The sequence below is a fragment of the Streptomyces sp. NPDC001868 genome (assembly GCF_040297125.1).
In the GTDB taxonomy this organism is placed as follows: domain Bacteria; phylum Actinomycetota; class Actinomycetes; order Streptomycetales; family Streptomycetaceae; genus Streptomyces.
This window is the reverse complement of sequence record NZ_JBEOYO010000003.1, coordinates 247,349-270,903: the sequence shown is the minus strand read 5'-3', so window position 1 is coordinate 270,903 and position 23,555 is coordinate 247,349. Positions and strand designations below refer to the sequence as shown.

General features: G+C 71.5%; 16 protein-coding genes. 11 read left to right on the top strand and 5 right to left on the bottom strand.

Features of this window, described 5'->3' with window-relative positions; genetic code table 11:
- Positions 1-27: 27 nt before the first annotated feature.
- Positions 28-1,653 (top strand): chaperonin GroEL, encoded by a 1,626-nt coding sequence (groL, locus tag ABT147_RS05905; protein ID WP_351402925.1) that lies wholly within the window; start codon positions 28-30, stop codon positions 1,651-1,653.
- 69 nt (positions 1,654-1,722) lie between these two features.
- Here the strand turns inward: groL and ABT147_RS05900 are convergent, their stop codons facing one another.
- The 3 genes from ABT147_RS05900 to ABT147_RS05890 all read right to left on the bottom strand — a co-directional run bounded on the left by ABT147_RS05900 (position 1,723) and on the right by ABT147_RS05890 (position 4,110).
- Positions 1,723-2,430 carry an ester cyclase gene (locus ABT147_RS05900; RefSeq protein WP_351402924.1) on the bottom strand — a complete coding sequence of 236 codons (708 nt, stop codon included), beginning with the start codon at positions 2,428-2,430 and terminating at the stop codon, positions 1,723-1,725.
- A 106-nt stretch (positions 2,431-2,536) separates the two neighbouring features.
- Positions 2,537-3,310 (bottom strand): SDR family NAD(P)-dependent oxidoreductase, encoded by a 774-nt coding sequence (locus ABT147_RS05895; RefSeq protein ID WP_351402923.1) that lies wholly within the window; start codon positions 3,308-3,310, stop codon positions 2,537-2,539.
- Positions 3,311-3,444: 134 nt separating this feature from the next.
- A complete protein-coding gene (locus ABT147_RS05890; protein ID WP_351402922.1) occupies positions 3,445-4,110 on the bottom strand; it encodes an MOSC domain-containing protein in 666 nt (221 codons plus the stop codon).
- A gap of 81 nt (positions 4,111-4,191) precedes the next feature.
- Here ABT147_RS05890 and ABT147_RS05885 point away from each other — a divergent pair, with 81 nt between their 5' ends.
- Positions 4,192-5,094 carry a LysR family transcriptional regulator gene (locus ABT147_RS05885; protein ID WP_351403029.1) on the top strand — a complete coding sequence of 301 codons (903 nt, stop codon included), beginning with the start codon at positions 4,192-4,194 and terminating at the stop codon, positions 5,092-5,094.
- 41 nt (positions 5,095-5,135) lie between these two features.
- Here the strand turns inward: ABT147_RS05885 and ABT147_RS05880 are convergent, their stop codons facing one another.
- Positions 5,136-5,471 (bottom strand): WhiB family transcriptional regulator, encoded by a 336-nt coding sequence (locus ABT147_RS05880; protein WP_351402921.1) that lies wholly within the window; start codon positions 5,469-5,471, stop codon positions 5,136-5,138.
- A gap of 391 nt (positions 5,472-5,862) precedes the next feature.
- Between ABT147_RS05880 and ABT147_RS05875 the strand changes: the two genes are divergently transcribed.
- The 4 genes from ABT147_RS05875 to ABT147_RS05860 all read left to right on the top strand — a co-directional run bounded on the left by ABT147_RS05875 (position 5,863) and on the right by ABT147_RS05860 (position 10,223).
- Positions 5,863-6,474: a response regulator transcription factor gene (locus ABT147_RS05875; RefSeq protein ID WP_003948568.1), complete on the top strand. Its 612-nt coding sequence runs from the start codon at positions 5,863-5,865 to the stop codon at positions 6,472-6,474.
- Between the two features lie 268 nt (positions 6,475-6,742).
- Positions 6,743-7,318 (top strand): sigma-70 family RNA polymerase sigma factor, encoded by a 576-nt coding sequence (locus tag ABT147_RS05870; RefSeq protein ID WP_005481141.1) that lies wholly within the window; start codon positions 6,743-6,745, stop codon positions 7,316-7,318.
- A 157-nt stretch (positions 7,319-7,475) separates the two neighbouring features.
- Complete coding sequence (guaB, locus tag ABT147_RS05865) at positions 7,476-8,981, top strand: IMP dehydrogenase (RefSeq protein ID WP_351402920.1); 1,506 nt, start codon at positions 7,476-7,478, stop codon at positions 8,979-8,981.
- 117 nt (positions 8,982-9,098) lie between these two features.
- Complete coding sequence (locus ABT147_RS05860; RefSeq protein ID WP_046704802.1) at positions 9,099-10,223, top strand: GuaB3 family IMP dehydrogenase-related protein; 1,125 nt, start codon at positions 9,099-9,101, stop codon at positions 10,221-10,223.
- Between the two features lie 659 nt (positions 10,224-10,882).
- Here ABT147_RS05860 and ABT147_RS05855 read toward each other — a convergent pair.
- Entirely contained in the window at positions 10,883-12,091 is a 1,209-nt protein-coding gene (locus ABT147_RS05855; RefSeq protein WP_351402919.1) for a nucleotide sugar dehydrogenase, read from the bottom strand.
- Positions 12,092-12,375: 284 nt separating this feature from the next.
- On the opposite strand from ABT147_RS05855, the gene ABT147_RS05850 reads away from it, so the two are divergent.
- From ABT147_RS05850 to ABT147_RS05830, 5 genes are all read left to right on the top strand, one after another.
- Positions 12,376-14,082, top strand: a complete 1,707-nt coding sequence (locus ABT147_RS05850; RefSeq protein WP_351402918.1) for a glycerol-3-phosphate dehydrogenase/oxidase — start codon at positions 12,376-12,378, stop codon at positions 14,080-14,082.
- 305 nt (positions 14,083-14,387) lie between these two features.
- Positions 14,388-16,535: a serine/threonine-protein kinase gene (locus tag ABT147_RS05845; protein ID WP_351402917.1), complete on the top strand. Its 2,148-nt coding sequence runs from the start codon at positions 14,388-14,390 to the stop codon at positions 16,533-16,535.
- 388 nt (positions 16,536-16,923) lie between these two features.
- Complete coding sequence (locus ABT147_RS05840) at positions 16,924-19,710, top strand: serine/threonine kinase C-terminal domain-containing protein (RefSeq protein ID WP_351402916.1); 2,787 nt, start codon at positions 16,924-16,926, stop codon at positions 19,708-19,710.
- 231 nt (positions 19,711-19,941) lie between these two features.
- Positions 19,942-21,603: a serine/threonine-protein kinase gene (locus tag ABT147_RS05835; protein WP_351403028.1), complete on the top strand. Its 1,662-nt coding sequence runs from the start codon at positions 19,942-19,944 to the stop codon at positions 21,601-21,603.
- 135 nt (positions 21,604-21,738) lie between these two features.
- A complete protein-coding gene (locus ABT147_RS05830) occupies positions 21,739-23,544 on the top strand; it encodes a serine/threonine-protein kinase (protein ID WP_351402915.1) in 1,806 nt (601 codons plus the stop codon).
- Positions 23,545-23,555: the final 11 nt, after the last annotated feature.

Genomic DNA, 23,555 nt, shown 5'->3' with positions numbered 1-23,555 from the left:
GTTTTCCGAGAGGGCTGAACCGCTCCCATGGCGAAGATCCTGAAGTTCGACGAGGACGCCCGTCGCGCCCTCGAGCGCGGCGTCAACAAGCTTGCCGACACGGTCAAGGTGACGATCGGCCCCCGCGGCCGCAACGTCGTCATCGACAAGAAGTTCGGCGCCCCCACCATCACCAACGACGGTGTGACCATCGCCCGCGAGGTCGAGGTCGAGGACCCGTACGAGAACCTCGGCGTCCAGCTGGTGAAGGAGGTGGCGACCAAGACCAACGACGTGGCGGGTGACGGTACGACCACCGCCACCGTGCTGGCCCAGGCGCTCGTCCGCGAGGGCCTGCGCAACGTCGCCGCGGGCGCCTCCCCGGCCGCCCTGAAGAAGGGCATCGACGCCGCGGTCAAGGCCGTGTCCGAGGAGCTCCTCGCGACCGCCCGCCCGATCGACGAGAAGTCCGACATCGCCGCCGTCGCCGGTCTGTCCGCCCAGGACACCCAGGTCGGCGAGCTCATCGCCGAGGCGATGGACAAGGTCGGCAAGGACGGTGTCATCACCGTCGAGGAGTCCAACACCTTCGGTCTGGAGCTGGACTTCACCGAGGGCATGGCCTTCGACAAGGGCTACCTGTCGCCGTACTTCGTGACGGACCAGGAGCGTATGGAGGCCGTCCTCGACGACCCGTACATCCTCATCCACCAGGGCAAGATCGGTGCCATCGCCGACCTGCTGCCGCTGCTGGAGAAGGTCATCCAGTCCAACGCCTCGCGGCCGCTGCTGATCATCGCCGAGGACGTCGAGGGCGAGGCCCTGTCGACCCTGGTCGTGAACAAGATCCGCGGCACCTTCAACGCGGTCGCCGTCAAGGCCCCCGGCTTCGGCGACCGTCGCAAGGCGATGCTCCAGGACATGGCGACGCTGACCGGCGCCGAGGTCATCTCCGAGGAGGTCGGCCTCAAGCTCGACCAGGTCGGCCTGGACGTGCTCGGCTCCGCCCGCCGCGTCACCGTCACCAAGGACGACACCACGCTCGTCGACGGCGCCGGTGACTCCGGTGCCGTGCAGGGCCGCGTCGCCCAGATCAAGGCCGAGATCGAGAACACGGACTCCGACTGGGACCGCGAGAAGCTCCAGGAGCGCCTCGCGAAGCTGGCCGGCGGCGTGTGCGTGATCAAGGTCGGCGCCGCCACCGAGGTGGAGCTGAAGGAGAAGAAGCACCGTCTGGAGGACGCCATCTCCGCGACCCGCGCCGCGGTCGAGGAGGGCATCGTCTCCGGTGGTGGCTCCGCGCTCGTCCACGCCGTGAAGGTCCTGGAGGGCAACCTCGGCAAGACCGGCGACGAGGCCACGGGTGTCGCGGTCGTCCGCAAGGCCGCCGTCGAGCCGCTGCGCTGGATCGCGGAGAACGCCGGCCTGGAGGGCTACGTCATCACCTCCAAGGTCGCCGAGCTCGACAAGGGCCAGGGCTTCAACGCCGCCACCGGCGAGTACGGCGACCTGGTCAAGCAGGGCGTCATCGACCCGGTCAAGGTCACCCGCTCCGCCCTGGAGAACGCCGCCTCCATCGCCTCCCTCCTCCTGACGACCGAGACCCTGGTCGTCGAGAAGAAGGAAGAGGAGCCGGCCGACGCGGGCCACGGCGGCCACGGCCACTCCCACTGAGGCACCGCCCCACCGAGAGAAGCCCCTGTTCCGCATCGGCGGAGCGGGGGCTTCTCCCTGCCACGGCGGCTACTTCTCCAGATCGTCGAGCGCGCCCAACTGCCCCATCAGCCCCAGCCGGTCGTACTCCCACCATCCCTCGGCGATCTTCCCGTCGGAACCGCACCGGTGAATGAGCGTCCCGGTCATCCGGACCGTCCTCCCGCTGGCCGGAATCCCGAGGAAGTCCCCCTTGTGGGTCGCGTCCCAGCTCCACCGCGTGCACACCCGGTCACCCTCGGCGATCTGGTCCTCCACGGTGAACTCGAAGTCGAACCCGCCCCGCCACTCCTCGACGGTCCGCCGGAACGCGTCCATCCCGATGGCGTCCGGCTCCTCGGAGGGAACGTGGTCGTGGTAGTCCTCCACCAGCAGATCGTCGAGCGGCGGCAGCTCGCCCTTCGCGGCGATGGTCGCGAGGAACCGCCGCGCGGTGGCCGCGTACAACTGCTCGTCCCGCACCACGTCCAGATCCGTGAACGTCGGCATCTCGTCGCACAGCGCCACCATCTCCTGGAAGATCCGGTCCGTCTCCGGCAGCCCGGAATTCCGCATCGCCTCCTCGTACGACGGGAACTCCACGATCTCCACGAAGTGCGACCCGTCCGACCGGTCCTTCCCGATCACGCTGTGTGTCGCCGTCCGCTTGCCCCTGGTCTGTTCGACCCATGTGTCCATCAGTCGGTTCATCTCGTCGAACCGACTGGTCCTGCAGTCGATGAGCTGCACGAATGTCATGGCGCGCCACCTTCCGGCCCCCCTGGGTCCGGTCGAACAGCTCCATTGTCTCCCGGCGCCATCTCCCTCTCACCCGCAGGCGCCGTCCCGGCCGCCCGGATTCCTCCTACTGCGGCCCGTACTTCCGCCCCGTCTTCGAGCTGATCCCGCCCAGCAGCCCGCGCGGCACCACCTTCACCACACCCATCAGGGCCTTGTAACGCGGGTCGGGGATGGAGACGGTCCGGCCCCGGGAGAGGTCGGCGAGGGCGGCGGTGACCAGCTTGTCGGCGTCCAGCCACATCCAGGACGGGATGTTGTCGGTGCCCATACCGGCCCGGTCGTGGAACTCGGTACGGACGAAGCCGGGGCAGAGCGCCATGAGGCGCACACCGGTACCGGCCAGGTCGCGCGCGGCACCCTGGGTGAACTGCACGACCCAGGCCTTCGACGCCCCGTACGTGCCGCGCGGCACGAAGGCCGCGACCGACGCCACGTTCACGACACCGCCCCGGCCCCGCTCGCGCATGGCCTCGGTCGCCGCCGACGTCAGACGCAGCACCGCCTCGCAGTGGACCTTGAGCATCCGCAGCTCGTCGGCCATGGAGACGTCGAGATAGCGGCCCTTGTTGCCGAAGCCGGCGTTGTTGACCAGCAGGTCGACCGGGTTCCTGCGGTCGGCCAGCCGCTTCGCGACCGCCTCGATGCCGTCGTCCGTCGCGAGGTCCGCCGTCAGCACCTCCGCCTCGATGCCGTGCCGGTCGTGCAACTCGGTCGCCTGCTCCCGCAGCCGCTTGGTGTCACGCGCCACCAGCACCAGGTTGTGCCCGTCCGCCGCCAGCCGCCGCGCGAAGGCGGCACCGATCCCCGCGGTCGATCCCGTAATCAGAGCCGTTGTCATGGCGCAAGCGTAGTGACCGGGACTGTGCGCACCCATGTGCTCCACCGCACGTTCACCAGCGGCTTCGGGGACCTCTCACCGAACACCCGCACCGGCGTGGCGGCTTCACCAGCCCCTCGTCCCGGCCCGGCCCGTCACCCCTGTGCCGCCACGTACTTCCGCGCGACCTCCCGCAGATGCGGATGCAGCGCCTCACCCGCCTCCAACAGCCTTGGCAGCAGCTCGCGTTCGTTCATCGTGGCGCGGAAGGAGAGGGCCACGGTGATGTCGTGGCCGGGCCGGTGGACGATCTCGACGGGGTCGCCCGCGCGGATCTCGCCCGGCCGGATCACCCGCAGATACGCGCCGGGCGCGCCCCGGCGCGTGAAGCGCTTGACCCAGCCCGGCTCACCCAGATGCCGCTGGAAGGTGAGACAGGGGACGCGGCCGGACGTGATCTCCAGGATCACCTCGGAGCCGATCCGCCAGCGCTCGCCGATGAGGGCGCCGGAGACGTCGAGACCCTCGGTGGTGAGGTTCTCGCCGAAGGATCCGCTGGGCAGGGTGCGCCCCAGCTCGCGCTCCCACTCGTCCAGGTCCTCGCGGGCGAACGCGTACACCGCCTGGTCGTCGCCGCCGTGGTGCTCCAGATTGCACACCGAGTCCCCGGCCACCCCACTGGCGCCGACACCCTTGGGCCCGGGCGCGAACACCCGCACCGGCCCGTCCACCGGCCGTTTGTCGATGCCCGTGACGCTCTTCGACTCCTCCACGACGTCGACGGCCTTGGGACGTCCCACATTCAGTGACAGAAGCTTCATACGGAAACGGTAGGCGGACCGGGATCAAAGCGTCGACGCGATATTCGGAACCCTTCCCAAGTTCCGCTTATGCTCGACTCCGTGATCGAGGCCCGCCATCTCCGTGTCCTGCGCGCCGTCGCCGCCACCGGTTCCTTCTCGGCGGCCGGACGCGAACTCGGCTGCACCCAGCCCGCCGTGAGCCAGCAGATGAAGGCACTCGAATCCTCCGTCGGCACCCCGCTGCTGGTCCGCACCGGCCGCGAGATGCGGCTGACCCAGGCGGGCGAGGCGCTGGTGCGGCACGCGGCCGGCATCCTCGCCGGGCTCACCGCGGCCGAGGAGGAGGTCGCCGCCATCGCCGGGCTGCGCGCCGGCCGGGTCCGTCTGGTCTCGTTCCCCAGCGGCAGTTCCACGCTGGTCCCCACCGCCCTGGCCGCCCTGCGCGCCGACCACCCCGGCACCCGGGTCTCCCTGGAGGAGGCCGAACCGCCGCGCTCGGTCGAGATGCTCCGCGAGGGCGACTGCGACATCGCGCTCGCCTTCCGCTACGAGGGCGCGGCGGGCGCGGAGGAAGGGGAGTGGGACGACCTGGTCGTACGCCCCCTGCTCATGGACCGGCTCGTCGGGCTCGTCCCGCAGGGGCACCGACTGGCCCGTACGCGGTCCATCGGCATCGGAGAACTCGCCGGGGAGCCCTGGATCGCCGGGTGCCCGCGCTGCCGGGGGCAGTTGGTGCGGGTCTGTGAGAGTGCGGGCTTCACGCCCCGCATCGACTTCGCGACCGACGACTATCCGGCGGTGGTCGGCCTGGTGGCCGCGGGACTCGGCGTCGCCGTGCTGCCGGAGCTGGCCATCGAGTCCGTACGCGCCAAGGGGGTACGGGCGGTGTCGGTCGAGCCGGTGGTGCGCAGGGAGATCGTGGCACTCACCCTGCCGGACCTGGCCCAGGTGCCCACGGTCGCGGCGACGCTGGACCGGCTGGCCACGGCTGCCGCGCGGTAGCGCCGCACGGGCACGGGCCGGACTTCAGAAAAAACGTTCCTTCAGGTGTTCGAACCCGGGTCGCCCCCGGAGGTGGACGCGGACGCCGTCACCAGCCGGTGGCGCGCCCTGCCCATGAGCTCCTCGCGCTCGTCCTCGGTCAGCCCGCCCCACACGCCGTACGGCTCGCGCACCGCGAGGGCGTGGGCCGCGCACTGGGCGCGCACGGGGCATCTCATGCAGACCTCTTTGGCCGAGTTCTCACGAGCGCTCCGTGCCGCACCGCGTTCTCCTTCGGGGTGGAAGAAGAGTGAGCTGTCGACCCCACGGCAGGCCGCGAGGAGCTGCCAGTCCCACAGATCAGCGTTCGGTCCGGGAAGGCGGGAGAAATCTGCCATTTCGTGTCCCCTTGTTGCCGTTCTGGGAGGAGATGTTGCCCATGACCGTACATCGACTATCTAAGGAGATGAAAATATGACTCATTGCGAATCTAGCCGCAGACACCAACAAATGGGAAGAAAAACGGCTGAATGGGGCATAGGTTGTGTTGAAAGATTGAGGGTCCGTTGTGCATGTCTGCACCGTGTGCGCGCCCTCACGTAGAGTGCCGAAGGTAGCCAGCCATCCCGTAACTCTTTCGAGTGACCGTCGTTGAGACGGGCGGAGGCGGTTGAAGAACAAGCGCTCGGGCAGACGTTCGTGTCAGCTCGTGAGCGTCGACCGCACAGGTGACGATTTCGTACCAGCCTGGAGGCTCAAGGTGACGCGCATCAGCTGCGGAGGGCGGCCATGACATCCGTCCTCGTCTGCGACGACTCCCCGCTTGCCCGAGAGGCGCTGCGCCGCGCGGTGGCGACCGTGCCCGGCGTCGAGCGCGTGACCACGGCGGCCAACGGCGAGGAAGTCCTCCGCCGCTGGGGGGCCGACCGCTCGGACCTGATTCTGATGGACGTACGCATGCCCGGACTGGGCGGCGTCGAGACCGTACGGCGGCTGCTGTCCGCCGACCCCGGGGCGCGCATCATCATGCTCACCGTCGCCGAGGACCTGGACGGCGTGGCCCTCGCGGTCGCCGCCGGAGCCCGGGGCTATCTGCACAAGGACGCCTCCCGCGCGGAGCTGCGAGCCACGGTGACACAGGCCCTCGCCGACCCGACCTGGCGGCTCGCCCCGCGTCGGCTTCGCTCGGCCGAGATGGGCGCCGCGCCGACGCTCACCGCGCGGGAGATCCAGGTGCTGGAGGGCATGAGCCACGGTCGCTCCAACGCCGAGATCGGTCGCGAGCTGTTCCTCTCCGAGGACACCGTCAAGACCCACGCCCGGCGCCTGTTCAAGAAGCTCGGCGCCTCGGACCGCGCGCACGCGGTGGCGCTCGGCTTCCGCTGGGGTCTGGTTCGCTAGGTGAGCCGCGCCGGGGGTTCGGGAATCCCCGCCTGCCGCGAGGCGGGCGGGGGCGCTTACCGCCAGGTGAGCGGGGCCGGGCGAAGGCCCGCTGCTCGTTTCGCCGCGGATGCCGCATCCTTGAGGGGTGGAGTTCCTCGGGGAGCAGTCGAACGAGCGGGAGGGGAGGGCGCAGGAGATGAGTTCCGGCGCGCCTGCTCATAACGCTTCGGTGCACAACCATGGACGTGGCGCCACGGACCGGACGGCCGCAAGGCACCATGGACCGATGCGCGACGACGAGACGACAGTGATCGGTGCGCTCGTGCATCGCGCGGTCGACGGGGACGAGCAGGCGACACACGATCTGCTCGCCCATGTCCACCCCTTGGCGTTGCGCTACTGCCGCACCCGTCTGTCCCGGCTGCCGGGCGACGCGCGGCACTTCGTGGAGGACCTGGCACAGGAGGTCTGTGTCGCCGTCCTCCTCGCGCTGCCGCGCTACAAGGACACCGGCCGGCCGTTCGAGGCGTTCGTCTTCGCCATCGCCGGCCACAAGGTCGCCGACCTCCAGCGGGCCGCGATGCGTCACCCCGGGTCGACGGCCGTCCCCTCGGACGAGATGCCGGAGCGCCCGGACGACTCCCTGGGTCCCGAGGAGCGCGCCCTGCTCAGCAGTGACGCCGAGTGGGCGAAGAAGCTCCTCGCCAACCTCCCCGAGAACCAGCGGGAGCTGCTGCTGCTGCGGATCGCGGTGGGGCTCACGGCCGAGGAGACCGGACAGATGCTCGGCATGTCACCGGGCGCGGTCCGGGTGGCACAGCACCGGGCGCTGAGCAGGCTCCGGGCACTGGCGGAGCAGTAGCCGCACGGGCTCTCAGGGCGCCCCGCATGAACACGCGGGGTGCCTTTTCCGTACGAACATACGAAGCCCGGCCCTACTTCGTACCGTGGAATGTGTGCCCCGCGCTTCCCGTTAGCATGGACATCCGCACCGATCAAGGCCATTTGGGGAAGGTGTCATGACTGCCAACGTCGACGGAGTGCCCGATAAATTCGCGACGCTCGGGCTGACCTACGACGACGTGCTGCTGCTGCCGGGCTCGTCGGACATGGCGCCCGACGAGATCGACACCGCCTCGTACGTCTCCAAGAACGTGCGGGTGAACATCCCGCTCCTCTCGGCCGCGATGGACAAGGTCACCGAGTCCCGGATGGCCATCGCCATGGCCCGCCAGGGCGGCGTCGGTGTGCTGCACCGCAACCTCTCCATCGAGGACCAGGCCAACCAGGTCGACCTGGTGAAGCGCTCCGAGTCCGGCATGGTGGCCGACCCGATCACCGTGCACCCGGACGCCACGCTCGCCGAGGCCGACGCGCTGTGCGCCAAGTTCCGCATCAGCGGTGTGCCCGTGACCGACGGCAACAAGAAGCTGCTCGGCATCGTCACCAACCGCGACATGGCCTTCGAGAGCGACCGCTCCCGCCAGGTCCGCGAGGTCATGACGCCGATGCCGCTGGTCACCGGCAAGGTCGGCATCTCCGGCGTCGAGGCCATGGAGCTGCTGCGCAAGCACAAGATCGAGAAGCTTCCGCTGGTCGACGACGCGGGCATCCTCAAGGGCCTGATCACGGTCAAGGACTTCGTCAAGGCCGAGAAGTACCCGAACGCGGCGAAGGACGGCGAGGGCCGGCTCCTCGTCGGCGCGGCCGTCGGTGTCGCAGGTGACGCCTTCGAGCGCGCCCAGGCCCTCATCGAGAACGGCGTCGACTTCATCGTCGTCGACACCGCCCACGGCCACTCCCGTCTGGTCGGCGACATGGTCGCCAAGATCAAGTCGAACTCCTCGGGCGTCGACGTCATCGGCGGCAACATCGCCACCCGTGACGGCGCGCAGGCCCTGATCGACGCCGGGGTGGACGGCATCAAGGTCGGTGTCGGCCCCGGCTCCATCTGTACGACCCGTGTCGTCGCCGGTATCGGCGTCCCGCAGGTCACCGCCATCTACGAGGCCTCCCTCGCCGCCAAGGAGGCCGGTATCCCGGTCATCGGCGACGGTGGCCTGCAGTACTCCGGCGACATCGCCAAGGCCCTGGTCGCGGGCGCCGACACCGTGATGCTGGGCTCGCTGCTCGCGGGCTGCGCCGAGTCGCCGGGTGAGCTGATGTTCATCAACGGCAAGCAGTTCAAGTCGTACCGCGGCATGGGCTCGCTGGGCGCCATGCAGTCGCGCGGCGACCGCAAGTCGTTCTCCAAGGACCGCTACTTCCAGGAGGGCGTCGCCTCCGACGAGCAGCTCGTCCCCGAGGGCATCGAGGGCCAGGTGCCCTACCGCGGCCCGCTCTCCTCGGTCGTCCACCAGCTCGTCGGCGGACTGCGCCAGTCGATGTTCTACGTCGGCGGCCGGACCGTCCCGGACCTCCAGGCGAACGGCCGCTTCGTCCGCATCACCTCCGCGGGCCTCAAGGAGAGCCACCCGCACGACATCCAGATGACCGTCGAGGCGCCGAACTACAGCCGTAAGTAGTCGGTCGGCACCGACAGCGGACCTGGTGAGGGCGGCCCCGGTGCATCCGGGGCCGCCCTCCGCGTGCCCGTCGGCGATACTGGAAGACGCTGAACGCATCAGGGAAAGGCCACACACGTGACTGAGATCGAGATCGGGCGCGGCAAGCGCGGCCGCCGGGCGTACGCCTTCGACGACATCGCCGTCGTCCCCAGCCGCCGTACGCGCGACCCGAAGGAGGTCTCGATCGCCTGGCAGATCGACGCCTACCGCTTCGAGCTGCCGTTCCTGGCCGCCCCCATGGACTCGGTCGTCTCCCCGGCCACCGCGATCCGCATCGGCGAGCTGGGCGGCCTCGGCGTCCTCAACCTCGAAGGCCTCTGGACGCGGTACGAGGACCCGCAGCCCCTGCTCGACGAGATCACCGGCCTGCCCGACGAGGCCGCGACGCGCCGCCTCCAGGAGATCTACGCCGCTCCCATCAAGGAGGAGCTGATCGGGCAGCGCATCAAGGAGGTGCGCGACTCGGGCGTCGTGACCGCCGCCGCGCTCTCGCCGCAGCGCACGGCCCAGTTCTCCAAGGCCGTCGTGGACGCGGGCGTCGACATCTTCGTCATCCGGGGTACGACCGTGTCGGCGGAGCACGTCTCCGGTTCGCACGAGCCGCTGAACCTGAAGCAGTTCATCTACGAGCTGGACGTCCCCGTGATCGTCGGCGGCTGCGCCACCTACACGGCCGCCCTGCACCTGATGCGCACCGGCGCGGCCGGCGTCCTCGTCGGCTTCGGCGGCGGCGCGGCGCACACCACGCGCAACGTGCTCGGCATCCGGGTCCCGATGGCCACGGCGGTCGCCGATGTCGCCGCCGCCCGCCGCGACTACATGGACGAGTCCGGCGGCCGGTACGTACACGTCATCGCGGACGGCGGTGTCGGCTGGTCCGGCGACATCCCCAAGGCGATCGCCTGCGGCGCCGACGCGGTCATGATGGGCTCCCCGCTGGCCCGCGCCACGGACGCGCCCGGCAAGGGCAACCACTGGGGCATGGAGGCGGTGAACGAGGAACTGCCGCGCGGCAAGAAGGTCGACCTCGGCACCGTCGGCACGATCGAGGAGGTTCTCGCCGGGCCCTCGCACACGCCCGACGGTTCCATGAACCTCTTCGGCGCGCTGCGGCGGGCGATGGCCACGACCGGGTACAGCGAGCTGAAGGAGTTCCAGCGGGTCGAGGTCACGGTGGCGGACTCGCAGCACATGCGGTGACGTGACGCCGCGCTTGGCTTGAGCGGGGTTTGGGGCTCGGTTGTCTGAGGGCGACCGGGCCCTTTTGCGTGCCCAAGTGGGGTGGTGGGGGCGTGAGTTGTGGGGTGGGGGCGCGTGGTTGTGTTGGGGACGAATGTGGGCCGAATGGGCGTAGCCGGGCGATAGCGTTCGTGTCCGGCGCCCCAGTTTGGCTGGGAGCCCCCTTCCAAGGACATGGTCCGGACCCCGCCCTCGGGGCCCGGCCCGATTCCGACGGACCGTCCACCGGGCTACTGGGCGGTGTCGTGGAAGGGGGCGCCCATGGGACGTCACCGCAAGCCCACCCGCTGGGACCGAGTCCGTCTTCGGATGGTGAAGTGCCGGAGGAGGTGGATTTTGCGGCTTTTCGGATGGTGAGCGGCCGCCCCCACGCGAACTAGGGGCGGACACTCCGTGAACCATCCAGGAGCCTGCCGCAGCAGCCACTGCGGTGGGCTCCACCTTGTTGGTGAGATGGTGAGCGGCCGCCCCCAAGCCCAATAGGGGCGGACACTCCGTGAACCATCCAGGAGCCTGCCGCAGGGCCTACTGCGGTGGGCTTCACCTGTTTCGTACGGTACCGGGGTGGGGCCGTGTCTGCCACCAGCTCCGGAGGCCGGGGCCGCGTCGTGCGCCCCCTCTCACAACCTGTGCGCCGCCCCCGTGGGTGTGGCCCCCCGGGTGTCCAGCAGCAGTTGCGCCTTCACCGACAGGCCCTGGAGGTCGTAGGTGCGGTGTTGCTGGAGGAGGATCGTCAGGTCGGCGTCGGCGGTGGCCTCGTAGAGGGAGTCGGCGCGGGGGATGGGGCGGTCCAGGACGCTCCAGGTGGGGATGTGGGGGTCGTGGTAGCTGACGTGGGCGCCGAGTTCGATGAGGCGGCGGGCGATCTCGTCGGCGGGGGTGCCCTGTTGGTCGGGGACGTCGGGCTTGTAGGTGACGCCGAGGAGGAGGACGCGGGCGCCCCGGGCCGACTTGCCGTGCTCGTTGAGGAGGGTGGCGGCGCGCTGGACGACGTACTGGGGCATGCGGTTGTTGACGCGCTGGGCCAGTTCGACCATGCGGAGCGAGCGGGGCGCGTGGCCTGAGAGGTCCTGGGGGAGGGCGTGGCCGCCGACGCCGGGGCCGGGGCGGAAGGCCTGGAAGCCGAAGGGTTTGGTCTCGGCGCAGCGGATGACGTCCCAGAGGTCGACGTTCAGGTCGTGGCAGAGGGCGGCCATCTCGTTGACCAGGGCGATGTTGACGTGGCGGTAGTTGGTCTCCAGGAGGTGGACGGTCTCCGCCTCGCGCAGGCCACGCGCGCGTACCACCTTGTCGGTGAGGCGGCCGTAGAAGGCCGCCGCTGATTCCGTACAGGCGGAGGTGAGGCCGCCGATCACCTTGGGGGTGTTGGCGGGGCCGAAGTCGCGGCTGCCGGGGTCCACGCGCGCGGGGGAGTAGGCGAGGTGGAAGTCGCGGCCCGCGCGCAGCCCTGAGCCCTCTTCGAGGAGGGGGCGCAGGAGTTCCTCGGTCGTTCCCGGGGGTACCGCGGACTCCAGGATGACCGTGGTGTGCGGGCGCAGCCGGGCGGCCAGGGTGCGGGCGGCCTCCTCGACCTGGGTGAGGTCGAGGGAGCCGTCGGCGCCCGGAGAGGTCGGGGCGCAGATGACCGCCGTACGGACACGGCCGAGTTCGGCGGGGCTGGTGGTGGGCTTGAAGCCGCGGGCGAGCATGCGGCGCAGTTCGCCGGGGGTGAGGGAACCGGAGTCGGGGCCGGTGCGGTAACCGAGCGTGGGGATGCCGGCGGCGACGGCGGCCTGGGCCAGCGGCAGCCCCAATTGGCCGAGTCCGATGACGGCGAGATCTGCGGGCATGGCGTGTGGCCGTCCTTCCCAATAACCGAAGCGGGACAGGCGCGCAAGCCCGGTGGACTGGATGAGCGAGCGCAATGTCACACTAGGAGTAAATATGACCGATATGCGGGATTGGGGAATTGTTTTTCTGTGCGCGTCCTGCGGAGTTATCCACAGGCTGGGGGCCGGTGGTGGCCGAAGTCGGGCAACGAGGTCAGACTTTTGGGCAGGGGGATGTGAACCGGGTCTTGCCTGACAGGCATGGACAGGTGAGGCCGGAGCGCGACCGACATCGGGAGGCAGCGGTGAGGACAGCGGCACTGGGACCGGCGCAGCGCGTCGAGTCACTGGCGGGTATGGCCGAGCGCGAGCTGGATGTGCTGGTCGTGGGTGGTGGCGTGGTCGGTGCGGGCACGGCCCTGGACGCGGTGACACGCGGTCTGTCCACGGGCCTGGTCGAGGCGCGTGACTGGGCGTCCGGCACCTCCAGCCGGTCCAGCAAACTGATCCACGGCGGTCTGCGCTATCTGGAGATGCTCGACTTCGCCCTCGTCCGGGAGGCGTTGAAGGAGCGCGGACTGCTGCTGGAGCGCCTGGCACCCCATCTGGTGAAGCCCGTGCCGTTCCTCTATCCCTTGCAGCACAAGGGCTGGGAGCGGTGGTACGCGGGCTCGGGCGTCGCGTTGTACGACGGGATGTCGATGGCGCGCGGGCATGGGCGGGGGCTGCCGGTCCATCGTCATCTGACCCGCCACCAGGCCCTGCGGATCGCGCCCTGTCTGAAGAAGGACGCGCTGGTCGGGGCCCTTCAGTACTACGACGCCCAGATGGACGACGCGCGCTATGTGGCGACGATGGTGCGCACGGCCGCGTCGTACGGGGCGCAGGTCGCCAACCGGGCGCGGGTGACCGGGTTCCTGCGCGAGGGCGAGCGGGTCGTCGGGGCCAGGGTGCGGGACGTCGAGGGCGGCGGGGAGTACGAGATCCGCGCCCGGCAGGTCGTGAACGCCACCGGGGTGTGGACCGACGACACCCAGGCGATGGTGGGGGAGCGGGGACAGTTCCACGTCCGCGCCTCCAAGGGCATCCATCTGGTCGTACCCAAGGACCGGATCCACTCCACGACCGGGCTGATCCTGCGGACCGAGAAGTCCGTGCTGTTCGTGATCCCCTGGGGGCGCCACTGGATCGTGGGGACGACCGACACCGGCTGGGACCTCGACAAGGCGCATCCGGCGGCGTCCAGCGCGGACATCGACTATCTCCTCGAGCATGTGAATTCGGTACTGGCCGTGCCGCTGACCAGGGATGACGTGCAGGGCGTCTATGCCGGGCTGCGGCCGTTGCTCGCCGGGGAGTCGGACGCCACGAGCAAGCTCTCGCGGGAGCACATCGTGGCGCATCCGGTGCCGGGGCTGGTGGTCGTGGCCGGCGGGAAGTACACGACGTACCGGGTCATGGCCAAGGACGCGGTCGACGCCGCCGTGCACGGGCTCGATCAGCGGGTCGCCGAGTGTGTCACCGAGGATGTGCCGCTGCTGGGGGCGGAGGGGTACCGGGCGCTGTGGAACGCGCGGGCGCGGATCGCGGCGAGTACGGGGCTGCATGTGGTGCGGGTCGAGCATCTGCTGAACCGGTACGGGTCGGCGGCCGAGGAGGTGCTCGAACTGATCGCCTCCGACGCGTCGATGGGGGAGCCGTTGCAGGCCGCCGACGACTATCTGCGGGCCGAGGTGGTGTACGCGGCCTCGCACGAGGGGGCGCGGCATCTCGACGATGTGCTGACTCGGCGGACGCGGATCTCGATCGAGACGTTCGACCGGGGGACGCGGAGTGCGCGGGAGGCGGCGGAGTTGATGGCTCCGGTGCTCGGGTGGGACGCGGATCAGATCGAGCGGGAGGTTCAGCATTACGAGAAGAGGGTGGAGGCGGAGCGGGAGTCGCAGCGGCAGCCGGATGACCTGACGGCGGATGCGGCTCGGTTGGGGGCGCCGGACATCGTGCCGTTGTAGGGGGAGTGGTTGGGGCCGGCGGGGTGGTGGGTGGTTGGTTTCGCCCCCGCCGCCCCTACCCTTCCCGTCCCTGGGGGCTGCGCCCCCAGACCCCCGCTTGTCGCCCTGCGGGCTCGTCCTCAAGCGCCGGACGGGCTGGATTGCGCTGGGGTTGGGTCTGTTCTCATGCGCCGGACGGGCTGGATCGGGCTGGGTCCGGCTGGATTGAGCCCGGTGTGGCTGGTTGAAGGGGGCCCTGGGCGTGGGGCGGTTGGCGGGTGGGTGACAATGGAGGCTCTGTCAGGGCGGGTTGTATGAGGGGACGCATGTCGGAGGCGGAGCGGGCTGGGGATTCCCGTCAGGACAAGGACGCACGTCTCCTCGCCGGGCGGTACCGGCTGGGAGGGGTCCTCGGTCGCGGCGGCATGGGCACGGTGTGGCGTGCCGAGGACGAGACGTTGGGCCGTACGGTCGCCGTCAAGGAGTTGAGGTTCCCGTCGAGCATCGACGCGGACGAGAAGCGGCGGCTGATCACGCGCACGCTGCGCGAGGCCAAGGCGATCGCGCGGATCCGTAACAACGCCGCGGTGACGGTGTTCGACGTCGTGCACGAGGACGACCGGCCGTGGATCGTGATGGAACTCGTCGAGGGCAAGTCGCTCGCCGAGGTCATCCGCGAGGACGGGGTGCTCGAACCTCGGCGGGCCGCAGAGGTGGGGCTCGCCATCCTTGACGTACTGCGGGCCGCGCACCGCGAGGGCATCCTGCACCGGGACGTGAAGCCGTCGAACGTACTCATCGACAAGCACGACGGTCGGGTCGTCCTCACCGACTTCGGTATCGCCCAGGTCGAGGGCGACCCCTCCATCACCTCGACCGGCATGCTCGTGGGCGCGCCCTCGTACATCTCGCCGGAGCGGGCGCGCGGCCACAAGCCCGGCCCCGCCGCCGACCTGTGGTCGCTCGGCGGTCTGCTCTACGCGGCGGTCGAGGGGGTGCCGCCCTACGACAAGGGGTCGGCCATAGCGACGCTGACCGCGGTGATGACCGAGCCGGTGCCGGAGCCGAAGCGCGCCGGGGCGTTGAAGGACGTCATCTTCGGGCTGCTCACCAAGGACCCCGAGCGGCGGCTCGACGACGCCGGCGCGCGGGCGATGCTCAACACGGTGATCCACGCGCCCGACCCGAAGGACGTCGACCCGGTGGACGCCACGCGGGTCGTGCCGTTGCCGCCGGTGCCGGAGCAGCGCCCGAAGAAGGGCGGTTCCGGGGGCGTCGGGGCCAAGGAGGGTGGCGGCGAGCGGCCGCGTGCGCCTCGGTGGTCCATGCGAAAGGGGCCGGTCGGGGCCGGAAGCGGGAGCGGAGCTGCCGCCGGTGCCGGTGCGGATGTCTCGCGGGGTGCGTCCGGCGGGGCGGCGGCCGGTGCGAAGTCCGCGTCCGCGTCCGCTTCTCCGGCGGCTGTGACGACGCGGTCCGCTTCCGTCGGGGTGGCGTCGGGGGCCGATGTCGCGAAGGCCGGCGGTGGTTCGGGGCAGGGCGTGGGCAAGCCGGCGGCCGGGGTGCCCGGGGCGCGTCGCGCCGGGACCGGTGCGGGCGTCGGCGCGGGGAACTCCGTATCCGCGGGGCGGACTTCGGGGTGGCCGGAGATGACGCCGCCGGATCTGCCGCCGCGGCCGGTGCCCAGGGCGCCGATCACGGACGTGGTGTCGCGGCGGACGCTGGCCGTCATCGCGGTGGCCGTGGTGCTGGCCGTCATCGGCACCGTCCTGGCGCTCACCCTCGGCGGTGACGGCGGCAGTTCGAACGACAGCAAGGGCGCCGACACCAAGGCGACCGCGTCCAGCGGGCCGGCGTCGGGGAGCGACGCCGACGGCGAGGACACGGAGAAGGACAAGGACAAGGGCACGGGGTCCAACCCCAGTCCGGACGGAGACACGTCGGCGAAGACCGACGGATCGAGCGGGTCCGGGGGCAGTTCGCCGAACCCTTCGGGCGGGTCGAACGGGTCGGTGAGCGGCAACGGCTCCAGCGGCTCGAAGGACATCGCGACCGAGACGTACAAGAGCGGTCAGGGGTTCTCGATCGGGCTGCCCGACGGGTGGAATTACCAGTCCACGGACGCCGCCGGGGCCCGGTTCTCCGGTCCCGACGGCCAGCGGCTGCTCGTCGGGTGGACGACCACACCGAAGAGCGACCCGGTCGCGGACTGGAAGAACCAAGAGCGGTACATGACGCGCGCGCAGTACGACCGTATTCGAATAGAGGCGGTGGACTACCGGGGCTGGAACGCGGCCGACTGGGAGTTCACCTATGTGGAGAGCGGCACGAAGAACCGGTCGATCGACCGCGGGTTCGTCGTCGACTCCCGGCAGGGGTACGCGCTGATGTACACCGCGAAGGCGTCGGAGTGGAGCGGCGAGCTGCGCAAGGACACGTGGCGGACGTTCACGAAGACCTTCAAGCCGAAGCCATGAGGCGCCGGGCGCCCCGCCCGTGACGGTGTGCGCAGGGGCGCGCGTGGGTGGGGTGTTGTGCGCCGGTGCGTTCGAGACAGCGGCTGTATACGGTTTCGTGCTTCAGGTCGGGGTGCCGTACGGGGGCGTGCGGGGGTGCGGGTCGGGGTGAGCTCCCTCGATGTGAGCTCGGCTTCGGGAGTTGTGCCCGCCGGGTGAGTTCGGGGACGGGTCTTCCGGGGAAGATCGGATGCGTTCGAGCGCATTCGAGACGAACGAGATATCGCATCGAGTCAATGTGAGTTGCCTCCGGCACGTATCGTGAAGGGCTGCGGTCCGTACGCATCCAGAACGGAACGGGTCGCGGGGCGAGCGGAATTGACCAACCGGGCGGCCGGGGGAGGGCATTGTGGAGGAATACGCGGGGCGAGTACTCGCCGACCGCTATCGCCTGCCTCTGCCGCCCTCCGACGAGTACGAACTCGCCTCCGAAATGCGGGCCTTCGACACCTACAGCGGACAGGAAGTCCTGGTCCGGCAGGTGCCGTTGCCGGAGGTCGTCGAGGCGGAGGTGCTCGACGCGGACGGGCTGCCCGACGGATATGTGCCGCGTGACGGCGCGGGGCGCCCGGGCGGGGCGCGGACCACGCGCCGGTCCACCGACCCGGCCGTACGGCGGGCCGTCGAGGCCGCGCAGGCCGCCGCGCAGATCCCCGACCATCCCCGGCTCGACCAGGTCTTCGACGTGTTCGCCGAGGGCGGCTCGTTGTGGATAGTGAGCGAACTGGTGTCCGCCCGGACCCTTCAGGCGATGCTCGCGGAGCAGCCGCTGACCCCGTACCGCGCGGCCGAGGTCGCCTCCGACGTGCTCACCGCGCTGCGCGCGCTGCACGCCCACGGCTGGGTCCACCGGAACATCACCGCCCGTACGGTGCTGGTCTGCGACGACGGCCGGGTGATGCTGACCGGGCTGGCGGTGGGGGCGGCGGAAGAGGCGTTGTGCGGGTACGACCCGGTGCCCGCACGGGAGTTCGAGGACCGGACGCCCGGGGCGCCCGGCGGAGGGCAGGTCGCGGGGCATGACCCGGTGCCGCCCGGTGGTGTGCCGGGGGCGCGTGGAGCGTCGGCGCCCGGGGGTGCCCTGCCCGGGGGAACCGGCGGTGGCACGTTCGGCGGTTCCCGTGGCGGTGGGCCCCGTGGCGCGGTGGAGGACCCCGAAGCCGCCCGGCGGGCCGCGATAGAGGCGCGGGCGGGACGCGCGGCGGCGCCGGGCGCGGACCCCTCCGGGGGACAGCGCGCGCTGGAGGCCGGCGGGGACGCCCGGGCGGCGCGGGCGGGTGCGATCGCCGCGTACCGGGCGGGCGCGCGGGCGGCGGCCCGGGTGCAGGACGACCAACGCGGCGGGCCGGGCGCGGGGTTGCCCGCGCAGCGGCCGGCACCGCGGGACGGTACGACAGCGGGGCGGGACGGAGACCCGGCTTCCGGCGCGGCGACGCGCCCGGTGCCGCTCGGCCAGATCGCCGACCCCTACGGCGTCCTCGCGAACGGCGGCGCCACCAGCGCCTGGCACGGCGCCCTGCCCCGAGGCGGGACGGCCACCCCCGGGGGCAACGGGCGGGGGAACGCGACGCCGGGCAACTCCTCGGGCGGCGCCGACACCGGCACACATCCGGCACCGGGGCCCAGCTCACGTCTCGACGGCGGGTACGGCGACCCCGCGTACGACACCGGCGTGCACGGCAGCGGCGCGTACGACACCGGCACGCACGACAACCCCGCGTACGACACCGGCGCTCGTGACAACGCCGGGTACGGCGACTCCGTGCGGGGCACCGCAGGCCCGCACCCCGCCGGTGTCACGGACGCCGTGCCCTGGGACGGCGTCGGCGCCGGGGCCGCTCCCCGGCGGGGGCCCGCGACCGCGCTCGCCGCCGAGCGGGCGCGGCAGGCGCGGATGGCCGTGGTCGGGCCGGTCACGGAGCGGTGGGCGCCGGAGCAGGCCGGACCGGTGCACGAGAACTGGCAGCTGGCGGCGCCGATCGGCCCCGCGACGGATCTGTGGGCGCTCGGGGCGCTGCTGTTCCGCGCCGTGCAGGGCCACGCGCCGTACCCGGAGGAGAACACCGCCGAGCTGGTGCAGATGGTGTGCGCGGAGCCGCCGGCGTTCGCCGAGGAGTGCGGCCCGCTGCGGCCGGTCGTGGAGTCACTGCTGCGTCAGGACCCCACCGAGCGGCTGGACTTCGAGGAGCTGCGCGGCTGGCTGCGCTCCCTGGTGCGGTCGGCGCCCGAGCCCGAGGCCGGTACGCATGTCGTGCCCGCGCCGCCCGTGGACGCGAGCCGGCTGCCGATCGTACGGCGGCGGGGCGAGCTCGTCCGCAGGCGCCGGGCCGGGCTGCCCGCGACCAGCGCGCACGCCCGCCACAAGCGCACCCGGGGCAAGCCCCCGCAGCCCCGCAAACTGGGCCGGAACCTGCTCCTGCTGATCCTGCTCGCGCTGGTGGCGGCGATCACGTACGCCATGGTGTTCCTGCCGAAGGCCACGCCCAGCAGCGAGGGCAGCGACACCGGCAGCCGTACGGACAGTGCCGGGCAGCAGAGTCCGGCGCCGGAGGCGAGCAGCGAGTCCGGGCCCGACCAGAACGCGAACTCGCCCGACGGCGGTGAGGAGGGCCAGAGCGGGGCGAGCCCCTCGCCGTCGGAGTCGTCCGGTTCGACACAGACCCAGACCGGCGACCCCGAGGTCGCCCAGGGGTTCACCCTGCGCAAGGACCCCGAGGGGTTCCAGGTCGCCGTCGCCACCGGATGGGACCGCACCGCGAAGAACGGGCGCGGTCAGATCGTCTACTCCCAGGGCGACTTCGAGCTGATACTCGTCCCCGGGCGGGACGGCACGGGCACGTACGGCAGTGATCCGCTGAAGTACCAGCGGGAGGACGAGCGCGAACTGCAGCCGTTCCGTGACTCGTCGTGGGCCACGTCCACCGGGATGCGGCTGATCGAGGTGGGCGGGGTGACCTCGGCCGAGGGGCAGTTCACCTGGCAGGACTCCGAGGGGCGCGGTGTCTTCGTACGGAATCTCGTGATCCTCCTCGACGGGCGGTACCACGTGGTGCAGTTGCGCGGGCCGGAGGCGGAGCGGGACGAGGTCACACGGCTGTACGAGCAGGCGGCGGCCACGTACAAGGCGACCGGATAGGGCGACCGGACAGGGCCGGACAGGGCCGGACGGGACCGGAACAGGACCGGAGCGGGACCGGAAACAGGGCAAGGGCGGCGGCTGTTCGGCCCGGCGGTGGAAGGTTGTGCTCCGGGCGCGGAAGCGAGAACCGTCACAGTGCTGTCTCCGTGCGGCCGGGCCGGTTCCCCGGGTCGTGGGCCGCTCCCTAGTCTGACCCTGTCAAGAACATTGCGGGGCAACGTGAATCAGATGCAGGGGCTGCTCCTCTCGGAGCGCTACCGGCTCGTCGACACGATCGGCAGCGGTGGCATGGGACGGGTCTGGCGTGCGCACGACGAGGTGCTGCACCGGGCCGTCGCGGTCAAGGAGTTGACGGCCGCGCTCTATGTCTCGGAGAACGAGCGGGCCATCCTGCTGCGGCGCACCCGGGCGGAGGCGCGCGCGGCGGCACGGATCAACCACTCGGCCGTCGTCACCGTGCACGACGTGCTGGAACACGACAACCGGCCGTGGATCGTCATGGAGTTGGTCGAGGGCGTCTCACTGGCCGACGCGGTCAGGGAGCGGGGGCGCGTCGAGGCGCGCGAGGCGGCACGGATCGGGATGTGGGTGCTGCGCGCGCTGCGGGCCGCCCACCGGGCCGGCGTACTGCACCGCGATGTGAAGCCGGGCAATGTGCTGCTCGGCGAGGACGGCCGGGTCATGCTGACCGACTTCGGTATCGCTCAGGTCGAGGGCGATACGACGATCACACGGACCGGCGAGATCGTCGGTTCCGTCGACTACATCGCCCCCGAGCGGGTGCGCGGGCAGGAGCCCGGGCCCGCCTCCGATCTGTGGTCGCTGGGCGCCACGCTGTACACGGCGGTGGAGGGCAAGTCGCCGTTCCGGCGCACCACACCGCTCACCACCATGCAGGCCGTGGTGGGCGAGGAGGCCGCCGAGCCCGTGGACGCGGGGCCGTTGGGGCCCGTCATCACCGCGCTGCTCCGCAAGGACCCGGCCGTACGGCCCGGCCCGGACGAGGCCGAGCAGATGCTCGCCGAGGCGGCGGAGGGGCGGCGGCCTCGGGTGGCCCAGGCGTTCGTGCCGACGCAGCAGCGGCCCGCGGGTGCGAGTGACCCAGGTGGCGCGGTTCTTGGGGGCGCGCGTGGCGCGCACGAGGGCGGCGGGCAGGCGCCGGGGAGCCCCACCCTCGATGAGGCCTCCCGCGGGGGACAGGCCGCGTTCGGGGGTGCCGGTACTCCGGTCGGGCCGATGCCCACCGTTCATCAGCCCGCCGCCGCCGTCCCCGCCAAGCGGCGCGGCCGGCGTCGTACGGTCGCCGTCGTCCTTCTGCTGGCCGTGTTGGTCGGCGGTGGCGGCGCCGTCGCCATGCACTACGCGGACGGGTGGCGTGCGGGGAGCGAGTCCGCCACGGGCGGGGCGGACGGGGACCAGGCGGCCGACGGGGTGCCCGAGGGGTGGGAGCGGGTCGAGGACCCGGAGGGGTTCAGCCTCGCCCTGCCCGAGGGGTGGAAGCGGAAGGTGCGGGGGTCGCAGATCGACTACACGCCCGACGGCGGTGACCACTTCCTCCGGGTCGCCGTGGACGACTCGCCGGACTTCGACAGCCCGTACCACCACCAGGTCGACCTGGAGGAACAGGTGAAGGTGCGGACCGACTACGCACGCGTGACCCTGAAGGAGAACATCTACCGCGACCGGCCGGGCGCGCTGTGGGACTTCACCTGGACGGCATCGGCCGAGGACTCCGACTTCCCCGGCCCGCGCCGGGCGATCGAGCAGATGTATCTCTCCCGGGACGGCGTCGAGTACACGATCTACATGTCCGCACCCGCCGAGGACTGGGTCACGGCGGAGGAGCAGTTCTACGCGGTGCTGCGCAGCTGGCGGCCCGTCCAGCGGTGACGCGGGGGTGACGGACCCGGCGAGGGCTCTCGCACGGCGCTCGCAAGGCGCTCGTGCGTCGTGCGTACGTCGCTTGTCGGCCAGGCCGTCACATGGCACCGGAGGGTTCGGGTCCGGTGCGGCATGATGGGGCGTATGGGGACCGAGGGGGAGAACGTCCGCGTCATAGCGGGGCGTTACCGGCTGGAGGCCAGGATCGGCCGCGGCGGTATGGGGATCGTGTGGCGGGCCACCGACCAGCTCCTCGGTCGGCAGGTGGCGGTCAAGGAGCTGGCCCTCGACGACTCGCTCCCGGAGGAGCGGTCCCGGCAGCGGCGCGAGCGCACCCTGCGGGAGGCGCGGGCCGTCGCCCGGCTCGGACACCCGCACATCATCGTCGTGCACGACGTCGTCGAGCAGGACGAACGCCCGTACATCGTCATGGAGTTGATCGACGGCGGCTCGCTCGCGGAGCGGATCGAGGACCAGGGGCCCGTCGACGCGCGGGAGGCCGCGCGGATCGGGATCGCTCTGCTGGGCGCGCTGCGGCGGGCGCACGACGCCGGGGTGCTGCACCGCGACCTCAAGCCCGCGAACGTCCTGATGGAGTCCGGCACCGACCGGGTCGTCCTCACCGACTTCGGCATCGCCCAGGTCGCCGGCGCGACCACGCTCACCGAGAGCGGGTCCTTCGTCGGCTCGCCCGAGTACACCGCGCCGGAGCGGATGTCCGGGGTCCGCACCGGGCCGGAGTCCGACCTGTGGTCGCTGGGCGCGCTGCTGTGCGCCGTGCTCAGCGGGGAATCGCCGTTCCGGCGGGACTCGTTGGGCGGCATCCTGCACGCCGTCGTCTTCGACGAGATCCGGCCGCCCGCGCAGGCCGCGCCGCTGCTCCCCGTCGTACGGGGGCTGCTGGAGCGCGATCCGGACCGGCGGCTCGACGCGGCGGAGGCCGAGCGGCTGCTGCGGACCTTCCGGGAGACCGGCCGGACCCCGAGGACGACGAAGACCCCGAGGACGTCGCCCGGTTACACCCCGACCCGGCGGGACGTGCCGCACCCGCACCGGGAGTTGCCGCACCTGCACCGGGGCGCGCCGCGACCGCCCGCTCCCCCCGCCGACCAGGACGTACCGGCGGCCGGGCAGGCGGAGCAGCCCGCACCGGGTCCGGTGGCCGCCCTGCGGGAGCAGCCCGCGCGGCAGCGGCCGCAGGCCTCCACCCGGAGCGTGCTGGTCGCCGCCGCGCTGGTGGCGGCGATGGCCGGGGCGGGCGTGTCGGCGGCGGCCCTGCTGATGCGGGAGGGCAGCGGCGGGGGCGACACGCCGAGCAGCCCGGCACCGCTGACGCCGGGCGCGTCGAGCACGACGAACACGTCGAGCGGGTCCGGTACGCCGAGTACGCCGAGCACGCCCGGTGCTTCGGGTGTGTCGGGCACCTCCGGTACCACCACCGGCACCTCCGGTACGTCGGCCGACGCCACGCCCACCGTCACGCGCTCGCGGGCGGCCACCGCGCCGACCGTGCCGTCGGGGTACCGGCTCGCCGAGGACGACCGGGGCTTCAGCTTCGCCGTGCCGGACGACTTCACCCGGGAGCCGCAGGGGGAGCGGGTCTTCTACATGTCGCCGGGGCAGGTGATCCGGATCGGCGTCAAGGTCGACGACCCGGAGGAGGGCGGGCCGGCCGGGGTGATGCGGCGCGCCCATGCGAAGGGCCCCTCCACCAACCCCGGCTACCGCGACGGCCGGGTCGCCGAGACCACGCACGACGGGCGGACCGCCGCGCTCTGGGAGTTCACCTGGGACGGCTTCAGCGCGACGGAGGGGCCCCGGCACACCTACGACCTGTGCTGGGAGCAGGACGGGCGGCTGTACGACGTATGGGTGTCGGCGCCGGTCGGGCGGGTCAGCGAGGCGAAGGAGTACTTCGACGTGGCGGTGGACACGTTCGTTCGTAACTAAAGCGGAGATAA